Here is a 10198-nt window from a genome sequence, read left to right as displayed (position 1 = left end):
AAACATACAAGCGGGCTTGCCCGCGAAGAGGCCAGTCGTTTCAGCACACGTCTTGAATCTTGAAATGCAAAACGCCAACCCGAAGGTTGGCGTTCTGTTTGGATCAGGCAGTTTTAGCGCGGTACGACTGGCTTGCGAGCCGGCTTGGGCCCCTTGCCCTTGGCCGCGTCCTTACGCTCCTTGGCAGCCTGCTGGTTACGGGCGAACGCCGCAGCCTTGGCCTGTTCACGCTTGTCCCACGGGTTACCGCCATCACTGGCACGCGGCGGCAGGCCGGTGTGCTGAGTGAGGATCTTGGTGGTCTTCTCTTTGCCTTCCTTCGCCACTTTATGGCTGCCGGCCGGTGTCGAGTTCTTGCGACGGGCGCTCTGGTAACTGTCGGTGGACGGCTGATGCAGCGGGATCAACTGATCCTTGCCCGGCCCGATCAGGTCACTACGGCCCATTCGCTGCAGCGCTTCACGCAACATCGGCCAGCCTTTCGGGTCGTGATAGCGCAAGAACGCCTTGTGCAGACGACGCTGCTCTTCGCTCTTGACGATGGTCACGCCGTCGCTCTTGTAGGTGACCTTGCGCAGCGGGTTCTTGCCCGAGTAGTACATCGCGGTGGCCGTGGCCATCGGCGACGGGTAGAACGCCTGCACCTGGTCGGCGCGGAAGCCGTTGCCCTTGAGCCACAGGGCCAGATTCATCATGTCTTCATCGGTGGTGCCCGGGTGGGCGGCGATGAAGTACGGGATCAGGTACTGCTCTTTGCCCGCTTCCTTGGTGTACTTCTCGAACATGCGCTTGAACTTGTCATAGCTGCCGATGCCCGGTTTCATCATCTGGTTGAGCGGACCTTCCTCGGTGTGTTCCGGGGCGATCTTCAGGTAACCGCCGACGTGGTGGGTCACCAGCTCTTTGACGTACTCCGGCGACTCGACCGCGAGGTCGTAACGCAGGCCGGAAGCGATCAGGATTTTCTTCACACCCGGCAATGCACGGGCGCTGCGGTACAACTGAATCAGCGACGAGTGGTCGGTGTTCAGGTTCGGGCAGATGCCGGGGAACACGCAGGACGGCTTGCGGCACGCGGATTCGATTTCCGGCGTTTTGCAGGCAATGCGGTACATGTTCGCGGTCGGGCCGCCAAGGTCGGAAATAACACCCGTGAAGCCCGGCACCTTGTCGCGGATCTCTTCGATTTCGCGAATGATCGACTCTTCGGAACGGTTCTGGATGATCCGGCCTTCGTGCTCGGTGATCGAGCAGAAGGTGCAGCCACCGAAGCAGCCACGCATGATGTTCACCGAGAAACGGATCATGTCGTAGGCCGGAATCTTTTCCTTGCCATACGCAGGGTGCGGAACACGTGCGTAAGGCATGCCGAACACGTAGTCCATTTCTTCAGTGGTCATCGGAATCGGCGGCGGGTTGAACCAGACGTCGATCTCGCCGTGTTTCTGCACCAGCGCACGGGCGTTGCCCGGGTTGGTTTCCAGGTGCAGTACGCGGTTGGCGTGAGCGTACAGAACCGGGTCGTTACGCACCTTTTCCATCGACGGCAGGCGGATGACGGTCTTGTCGCGGGTCATGCGCGGGCTGGCCAGAATCTGTACGACCTTGGCTTCCTGCGGATCTTCGACCGGGCCTTTTTCCTGTTCGATGGCGCAGGCCTGGGTGTCCTGGGTATTCACGTACGGGTTGATGATCTTGTCGACCTTGCCCGGACGATCGATGCGCGTCGAGTCAACTTCGTACCAGCCTTGCGGCGTGTCACGACGGATGAACGCGGTACCGCGCACGTCAGTGATGTCTTCAATCTTGTGTCCGTAAGACAGACGCTGGGCCACTTCAACGATGGCGCGCTCGGCGTTGCCGTACAGCAGAATGTCGGCGCAGGCGTCGATCAGGATCGAGTTGCGCACACGATCCTGCCAGTAGTCGTAGTGAGCGATGCGACGCAGCGAGGCTTCGATGCCGCCGAGTACGATCGGCACGTGCTTGTAGGCTTCCTTGCAGCGCTGGCTGTAAACCAGGCTCGCGCGATCAGGACGCTTGCCGGCCATGCCGCCCGGGGTGTAGGCGTCGTCGGAACGGATTTTCTTGTCGGCGGTGTAGCGGTTGATCATCGAGTCCATGTTGCCGGCCGCGACGCCGAAGAACAGGTTCGGCTCGCCGAGCTTCATGAAGTCGTCTTTGGACTGCCAGTTTGGCTGGGCAATGATCCCGACGCGGAAGCCTTGCGACTCCAGCAGCCGGCCGATGATCGCCATGCCGAACGACGGGTGATCGACGTAGGCATCACCGGTGACGATGATGATGTCGCAGGAATCCCAGCCAAGCTGATCCATCTCCTCCCTGCTCATCGGCAGGAATGGCGCTGGCCCGAAACATTCGGCCCAGTACTTTGGATAGTCAAATAACGGCTTGGCTGCTTGCATGTCGATAACCGGTGTTGGCTTTCATTGAATTTCGCGGGCGCGGAATATAGCACAAATTTTGACCAATTCCGACGGCTGCGGTCGGAAATTACTGCGCCCTCACCACAAGACGCAGGTTACTCGTCGTCGTCGAAGTTGTAGCTGCCCGGCGCAAGGTTTTCGAAGCGCGTGTACTTGCCGATAAAGGCCAGACGAATAAAGCCGATCGGCCCGTTACGCTGCTTGCCGATGATGATTTCGGCGATGCCCTTGTGCTCGGTCTCCGGGTGATACACCTCGTCCCGGTACACGAACATGATCACGTCGGCGTCCTGCTCGATCGCCCCGGATTCCCGCAAGTCAGAGTTCACCGGACGCTTGTTCGGGCGCTGCTCCAGGGAACGGTTGAGCTGGGACAACGCCACCACTGGGCAGTTGAATTCCTTGGCCAGCGCTTTCAGCGATCGCGAGATCTCGGAAATTTCGTTGGTACGGTTATCACCGCTGGAGCCCGGAATCTGCATCAGCTGCAGGTAGTCGATCATGATCAGGCCGACGTCGCCGTGCTCACGCACCAGACGCCGGGTCCGTGCACGCATTTCCGAGGGGCTGATACCCGCCGTGTCATCGATGAACAGCTTGCGATCGTTGAGCAGGTTGACCGCCGAGGTCAGGCGTGGCCAATCGTCGTCTTCCAGCTGACCGGAACGCACCTTGGTCTGGTCGATGCGGCCCAGCGAGGAGAGCATACGCATGATCAACGATTCGCCTGGCATCTCGAGGGAGTACACCAAGACAGCCTTTTCGCTGCGCAACACGGCGTTTTCCACCAGGTTCATCGCGAAAGTGGTTTTACCCATCGACGGACGGCCCGCGACGATGATCAAGTCGGAAGGTTGCAGGCCGCTGGTCTTCTCGTCGAGGTCGGTGTAACCGGTGGACAGGCCAGTGATGGCATTGTCGGTGTTGAACAGGGTGTCGATGCGGTCGATGGCTTTGGTCAACAGTTCGTTGACGCCCACCGGGCCACCGGTCTTCGGTCGCGCTTCGGCGATCTGGAAGATCTGCCGTTCGGCTTCGTCGAGGATTTCTTCGGCGGTACGACCCTCAGGATTGAAGGCGCTGTCGGCGATTTCGGTGCTGATGCCGATCAGTTGGCGCAACGTCGCTCGTTGGCGGACGATTTGCGCATAAGCCTTGATGTTGGCGACGGACGGCGTGTTTTTCGCCAGCTCACCGAGGTAACCCAGCCCACCAACCTGCGAGGTCTGACCTTCCTTGTCCAGTTGCTCGGACAGGGTCACGACGTCGATCGGCATGTTCTGATCAGCCAGTTTGGCGATCGCACGGAAGATCAGACGGTGGTCATGTCGATAGAAATCGCCGTCGGAGACTTGATCGAGCACGCGTTCCCAGGCGTTGTTGTCCAGCATCAGACCACCGAGTACGGCCTGTTCGGCCTCGATGGAATGCGGCGGCACCTTCAGGGCAGCGGTTTGCAGATCGTATTGCTCGGGAGCGGAGATATCGTTCATGGCCACTTGTGTTTGTTTGGAAAAACAGGAAATTCAGAAAGACAAAGGGCACGACCTGTAAACAGGATCGTGCCCGATGTTAACCGTCTGACGGACAAGCCGCCAGCCGATCAGGTGTTGCTTAAGCTGCTACCACGACAACGCGTACGGTGGCTTCAACTTCGGCGTGCAGGTGCACAGCCACGTCGAATTCACCCACATTGCGGATGGTGCCGTTCGGCAGACGAACTTCGCTCTTCTGCACTTCAACGCCGGAGGCGGTCAGTGCGTCAGCGATGTCGTGAGTACCGATCGAACCGAACAGCTTGCCTTCGTCGCCAGCGGTGGCAGTGATGGTCACTTCCAGCTCGGCCAGTTGGGCAGCGCGGCTTTCAGCCGATGCTTTACGGTCTGCGGCAGCTTTTTCCAGCTCAGCACGACGCTCTTCGAACGCAGCCAGGTTGGCAGCGGTCGCAGCGGTAGCTTTGCCGAAAGGCAGCAGGTAGTTACGGCCGTAACCGGCCTTAACGTTTACTTTGTCGCCCAGGTTGCCCAGGTTGGCGATTTTTTCCAGAAGGATCAGTTGCATGTGGAAATCCTCTTAACTTTTAACCTTCACCGTTCGCGCTGTCGGTGTCTTTCGACACGTGACGACCGCGAAAATCAATCAGGCTGTCGACAATGGCCAGAACCACGAGCAACGGATAGATCAGCTGCATGAACAGCAACAGCGTGACGTACAACCCCACCAGCCAAAAACCGGCCAGTCGCTTCTGCCCGACCAGCCCGTGAATCAGGGCAAGTCCGGCGAACACCAGCGGTACACTGCACAACGGCGTCAACATGGCCATCTGTGCACCGAGATTCGGGCCCAGAAGCATCAACGCCAGCAGCAACATCGCCGGCCCCAGCGGGATCCGGATGGCGCGAAACTCGCGACCAAAACCACCCGGGTTGTACAACAATGCCTGCCAATGACGCCCGACAATCAGGCTCAGCACGCTGACGATCTGCAACAACGCCGCAATCAGTCCGGTCAGGACCGGCGCAATCAGGGACGCGAAACGCGCTTGCTCATCTACCGACAATTGCTGGTAGGTATCACCGAGAAGCGCCGGCATGACCTTTATGAGGGCCTGCGCGAGCATCTCGATCTGGGCTGCAAACGCCGCCCCGAGCACCACTGAAAACACCACTCCAATCACTACGCTGACCAGCAGCGTGCGAACCCAGGATTCACTTGCGCGCAAAACCAACGCAAGCCCCGAAGACCCCAGCAGCACCAGAAGTGCCCGTGGATCATCGGCATACAGCCACCAGATCAAAGCCGGCAGCAACCCCAGGGACAGAACGCCGAGGGCGTCCGTCAATCCGCGCCGCAGAAGCACAAGGCTTCCGGCGGCAGCACCCAACCAATACAACAACGGCAATGTTGCACATCCGGCCACCACGAGAGTGGCCTGCATACGGCCTCGCATGATGAACTCAGCTAAGGCGCGCATGCATTCAATCCTTTGCTACTTGTCGACTGCCCGGTCTCAGCGGCCGTGGCTGTCGGTGTAGGCCAGCAGGGCCAGGAAGCGGGCGCGCTTGATAGCGGTGGCCAGCTGACGCTGATAACGAGCTTTGGTACCGGTGATGCGGCTTGGAACGATTTTGCCGGTCTCGGATACGTAGGCTTTCAGAGTGTTGAGATCTTTGTAATCGATCTCTTTCACGTCTTCAGCGGTGAAGCGGCAGAATTTACGACGACGGAAGAAACGTGCCATTTGATAGGCTCCTTAAAAGGTCCGTGGATTACTCGTCAGCGTTATCGCTGTTGTCGCTGTCATCACTATCAGCGCCTTCAGCGCCTTCGTGCTCAGGACGGTCGCGACGCTCACGGCGCTCACTGCGGTTTTCTTCAGCCTTGAGCATCTCGGACTGGCCGGTAACGGCTTCGTCGCGACGGATGACCAGGTTACGGATCACTGCATCGTTGTAGCGGAAGTTGTCTTCCAGCTCGGCCAGAGCCTTGCCGGTGCACTCAACGTTCAGCATCACGTAGTGAGCCTTGTGAACATTGTTGATTGCGTAGGCCAGTTGACGACGGCCCCAATCTTCCAGACGGTGGATTTTGCCGCCGTCTTCTTCGATCAGCTTGGTGTAACGCTCAACCATGCCGCCGACTTGCTCGCTTTGATCCGGGTGGACCAAAAAGATGATTTCGTAATGACGCATGAATGCTCCTTACGGGTTGTAGCCTGCCGCTCAAAAACGGTCAGACAAGGAGTGAATGACACTTATGGACTTGCCGGCGCGGGGCACATGCGTGCCTGCCGTCACAGCAAGGGGCGCAATTGTAGAGAAGGGACAGAAGAGGTGCAAGGCAATTGGTGAATATTTGAACAATCACCGAAAAGTACTGTGGGAGCGGGCTGACTCACAAATGCGATACATCAGGCAACATTTAAGTCGACTGATATTCCGCCTTCGCGAGCAAGCCCGCTCCCACAGTTTGATGGCGTACAGCCTTACTTCTTGATGGCTGCCCTGGCTTTCGCACCGCGCTGACGCTGCGCTTCGAACAGGCACACGCCGGTCGCGACCGATACGTTGAGACTGCTGACGCTACCGGCCATCGGCAGGTTCACCAGATAGTCGCAGTGTTCGCGGGTCAGACGTCGCATGCCTTTGCCTTCGGCCCCCATGATCAGGATGGTCGGGCCGGTCAGATCCTGGTCGTAGATGCTGACTTCGGCCTCACCCGCCGTGCCGACAACCCACAGACCGCGCTGCTGAAGCTTTTCCAGGGTGCGCGCAAGGTTGGTCACCGCGACCAGGGGAATCACTTCCGCTGCACCGCACGCCACTTTACGCACCACCGGGGTCAGGGTGGCCGACTTGTCTTTCGGTACGATCACTGCCAGCGCACCGGCAGCGTCCGCCGAACGCAGGCAGGCACCGAGGTTGTGCGGGTCGGTCACGCCGTCGAGCACCAGCAACAACGGGGCGCCTTCGGTGCGGTCGAGCAGCTCATCGAGCATTGCCTCGCCCCAGACCTGGCTCGGACTGACATCTGCAACCACGCCCTGGTGCACGCCTTCAACCCACGCGTCCATTTCGCGACGCTCGGCCTGGCCGACCTGGACACGATTCTCGTTGGCCAGCTCGATCAGGGTCTGCACGCGTGGATCGTTGCGGCTTTCAGCCAGCCAGATCTGCTTGACGCGCTTCGGGTGGTGACGCAACAACGCTTCTACCGCGTGAACGCCGTAGATTTTTTCCAACTGACTCATGACTTCGCCTTCGGTTTACGCGCCCCGCCACTTTTGGCTGGAGCGGAACCCGCTTTCGGCGGGCCTTTGCGGTGTTTGCTCGGTTTGGCTGGCTTGCCGCCGGAGGCCTTTTCAGGCGCCGACCGTCCGGTCTTTCCCCCAGACGCCGCTTTACCACCGCTCTTGGCGTCGGCCAGCAAGGCCTTCTTCAATTCACGGCTTTTGCGTAGCTCAGCGTTTTTCGCCACGGCGTCGCTCGGGCGATAGGCCTCGACCGCCTTCTCTTTGACTGGGCGACGGTTAGCAGTTTTTGCCGGTGCCTTTTCTTCTGCAGCCCTGGCCGCTGGAGCAGCGGTTTCGGTGCCACGCTTTTTGCGGCCGATTGGCGCGCTGATGGTTTTTTCGGCCATCTCGAAGTCGATCTTGCGCTCGTCGAGATCGACGCGCATGACCCGTACTTCAACGGTGTCGCCGAGTCGGAAGCTGCGGCCGGTGCGCTCGCCCGCCAGACGGTGATGCACAGGGTCGAAGTGATAGTAATCACCCGGCAGCGCGGTGACATGCACCAGGCCTTCGACGTAAATGTCGGTCAGCTCGACGAACAGACCAAAACCGGTCACGGCGGTAATCACGCCCGGGAACGACTCGCCCACGCGATCCTTCATGAACTCGCACTTGAGCCAGTTCACCACGTCGCGGGTCGCTTCGTCGGCACGGCGCTCGCTCATCGAGCACTGCTCGCCGAGCTGCTCCAGCGCCGCCTCGTCGTACGGATAGATACGCGCCTTCGGAATGGTCATCGCACCGGCACGACGAACGTGCGGGGTGTCCTGCTTCGAATGGATCACGCTGCGGATCGCGCGGTGCGTCAGCAGGTCCGGGTAACGACGGATCGGCGAAGTGAAGTGCGTATACGCTTCGTAATTCAGGCCGAAGTGGCCCTGATTGTCGGCGCTGTACACCGCCTGACTCAGCGAACGCAGCATCACGGTCTGGATCAGATGGAAATCCGGACGATCCTTGATGCTCGCCAGCAGTGCCTGATAATCCTTCGGCGACGGGCCGTCCTTGCCTTTATGCAGGGACAGACCGAGCTCGCCGAGGAAGGCACGCAGTTTTTCCAGACGCTCCGGTGGCGGGCCGTCGTGGACGCGGTACAGCGCAGGGATTTCGTGCTTTTTGAGGAATTCGGCGGTGGCCACGTTGGCGGCCAGCATGCATTCCTCGATCAGCTTGTGTGCATCGTTACGGGTGGTCGGGCGAATTTCGGCAATCTTGCGCTCGGAACCGAAGATGATCCGGGTTTCCTGCGTTTCGAAATCGATCGCGCCACGCACGTGACGAGCGGCCAGCAACACTTTGTACAGCGAATAAAGCTGCTTGAGGTGCGGCAAGACGTCGGTGTACTCGCCGCGAAGCTTGCGCGCCTCGGTGGCTTTCGGCGTTTCCAGCATCGCACTGACTTTGTTGTAGGTCAGGCGGGCGTGGGAGTGGATCACGGCTTCATAGAAGCAGTAGTCGGTCATTTCGCCGGACTTGGAGATGGTCATCTCGCAAACCATCGCCAGACGATCGACGTGCGGGTTCAGCGAGCACAGGCCGTTGGACAGCTGCTCAGGCAGCATCGGCACCACGCGCTCGGGGAAGTACACCGAGTTGCCGCGCACTTGCGCTTCGTTGTCCAGCGCCGAGCCGATCTTCACGTAGCTGGAAACGTCGGCAATCGCCACGTACAACTTCCAGCCGCCGGAGAACAGGCGCAGCTTACCCGGTTTGGCCTCGCAGTAGACCGCGTCGTCGAAGTCGCGGGCATCTTCGCCATCGATGGTAACGAACGGCAGATGGCGCAGGTCGACACGCTTCTCTTTGTCTTTCTCTTCGACTTCCGGCTTGAGCTTGCCGGCTTCTTTCAGAACGGCTTCTGGCCAGACGTGCGGAATGTCGTAGGTACGCAGCGCGACATCGATTTCCATGCCCGGCGCCATGTAGTTGCCGACCACTTCGACCACATCACCCTGCGGCTGAAAGCGCGGGGTTGGCCAGTGGGTGATCTTCACCTCGACGAACTGACCGATCTGGGCGTTGGCGTTGCGGCCCGGAGTAACCAGCACTTCTTGCTGGATCTTCGGGTTGTCCGCGACGACGAAGCCGATGCCGCCCTCTTCGAAGTAACGACCGACGATGGTTTCGTGAGCACGCGACACCACTTCGACGATCACGCCTTCACGGCGACCGCGACGGTCGAGTCCGGAAACACGCGCCAGCGCGCGGTCGCCGTCGAACACCAGGCGCATCTGCGCCGGGCTCATGAACAGGTCGTCGCTGCCGTCGTCCGGCACCAGGAAGCCGAAGCCGTCGCGGTGACCGCTGATGCGGCCGAGAATCAGGTCGAGCTTATCCACCGGCGCGTAAGTGCCGCGACGGGTGTAGATCAGTTGAGCGTCGCGCTCCATGGCGCGCAGACGGCGGCGCAGGGCTTCGATCTGGTCTTCTGTAGTCAGACCAAACTCTTCAACCAGTTGCTCGCGGGCAGCAGGCGAACCCCGATCGGCGAGATGCGCCAGGATCAGTTCGCGGCTGGGAATAGGGTTTTCATATTTTTCCGCTTCACGAGCGGCCTCGGGATCGAGGGACTGCCAATCGGCCATTAGAGAGTTTTCACCTTGTCTATATGCGGGTTAGTTTGGCATAGGCGCCATCAAACGGGAAATTTCCGACTCTATAAGGCCCATCTAAAGCCCTGTATCGACGCCTGAAAGCACTTTTGAACACCGTTGGTAAAAAAAATCAAAATTTTTGGCGACAGGGGTTTACAGTTAAAAAGACGCTCCGTATAGTGCGCGCCATCGACGACGCACAAGCGTTGCCGATACTGCCCAGATGGTGAAATTGGTAGACACGCCAGCTTCAGGTGCTGGTGACCTTACGGTCGTGGAAGTTCGAGTCTTCTTCTGGGCACCAATTTCGAGTTTGAGACTAGAACAGTTTCAGAGCTCACACAAAAACCCGCGAAAGCGGGTTT

General features: G+C 59.5%; 8 protein-coding genes and 1 tRNA gene. 1 reads left to right on the top strand and 8 read right to left on the bottom strand.

Translation table 11 applies throughout. From position 1 onward, the window contains the following. Positions 1-113 precede the first annotated feature (113 nt). From F2P67_RS27390 to rnr, 8 genes are all read right to left on the bottom strand, one after another. Positions 114-2426, bottom strand: coding sequence for a YgiQ family radical SAM protein (locus tag F2P67_RS27390; protein ID WP_166226347.1), 2313 nt, complete (start codon positions 2424-2426; stop codon positions 114-116). Between the two features lie 116 nt (positions 2427-2542). Next, a complete protein-coding gene (gene dnaB / locus F2P67_RS27385) occupies positions 2543-3940 on the bottom strand; it encodes a replicative DNA helicase (protein WP_090280796.1) in 1398 nt (465 codons plus the stop codon). 121 nt (positions 3941-4061) lie between these two features. Continuing rightward, positions 4062-4508: a 50S ribosomal protein L9 gene (gene rplI / locus F2P67_RS27380; RefSeq protein ID WP_003221136.1), complete on the bottom strand. Its 447-nt coding sequence runs from the start codon at positions 4506-4508 to the stop codon at positions 4062-4064. Positions 4509-4527: 19 nt separating this feature from the next. Further along, positions 4528-5421 (bottom strand): hypothetical protein, encoded by an 894-nt coding sequence (locus F2P67_RS27375; protein ID WP_166226345.1) that lies wholly within the window; start codon positions 5419-5421, stop codon positions 4528-4530. A gap of 36 nt (positions 5422-5457) precedes the next feature. Further along, the gene (gene rpsR / locus F2P67_RS27370) at positions 5458-5688 is read right to left on the bottom strand and encodes a 30S ribosomal protein S18 (protein ID WP_002551829.1); all 231 of its coding nucleotides are present in this window, start codon (positions 5686-5688) and stop codon (positions 5458-5460) included. Positions 5689-5716: 28 nt separating this feature from the next. After that, positions 5717-6139 carry a 30S ribosomal protein S6 gene (rpsF, locus tag F2P67_RS27365; RefSeq protein WP_166226342.1) on the bottom strand — a complete coding sequence of 141 codons (423 nt, stop codon included), beginning with the start codon at positions 6137-6139 and terminating at the stop codon, positions 5717-5719. Between the two features lie 293 nt (positions 6140-6432). Next, the gene (gene rlmB / locus F2P67_RS27360; protein WP_166226339.1) at positions 6433-7197 is read right to left on the bottom strand and encodes a 23S rRNA (guanosine(2251)-2'-O)-methyltransferase RlmB; all 765 of its coding nucleotides are present in this window, start codon (positions 7195-7197) and stop codon (positions 6433-6435) included. Then, on the bottom strand, positions 7194-9824 hold the full coding sequence (rnr, locus tag F2P67_RS27355) for a ribonuclease R (RefSeq protein ID WP_166226335.1): 2631 nt from the start codon (positions 9822-9824) through the stop codon (positions 7194-7196). Before rnr ends, rlmB begins: the two co-directional genes overlap by 4 nt. Positions 9825-10050: 226 nt before the next feature. On the opposite strand from rnr, the gene F2P67_RS27350 reads away from it, so the two are divergent. Further along, a tRNA-Leu gene (locus tag F2P67_RS27350) sits at positions 10051-10137 on the top strand. The last annotated feature ends 61 nt before the right edge of the window (positions 10138-10198 follow it).

This window comes from Pseudomonas atagonensis (genome assembly GCF_011369485.1).
Lineage (GTDB): Bacteria > Pseudomonadota > Gammaproteobacteria > Pseudomonadales > Pseudomonadaceae > Aquipseudomonas > Aquipseudomonas atagonensis.
Note: the sequence above shows the minus strand (reverse complement) of the source record. Positions and strands in the feature narration are given on the sequence as shown.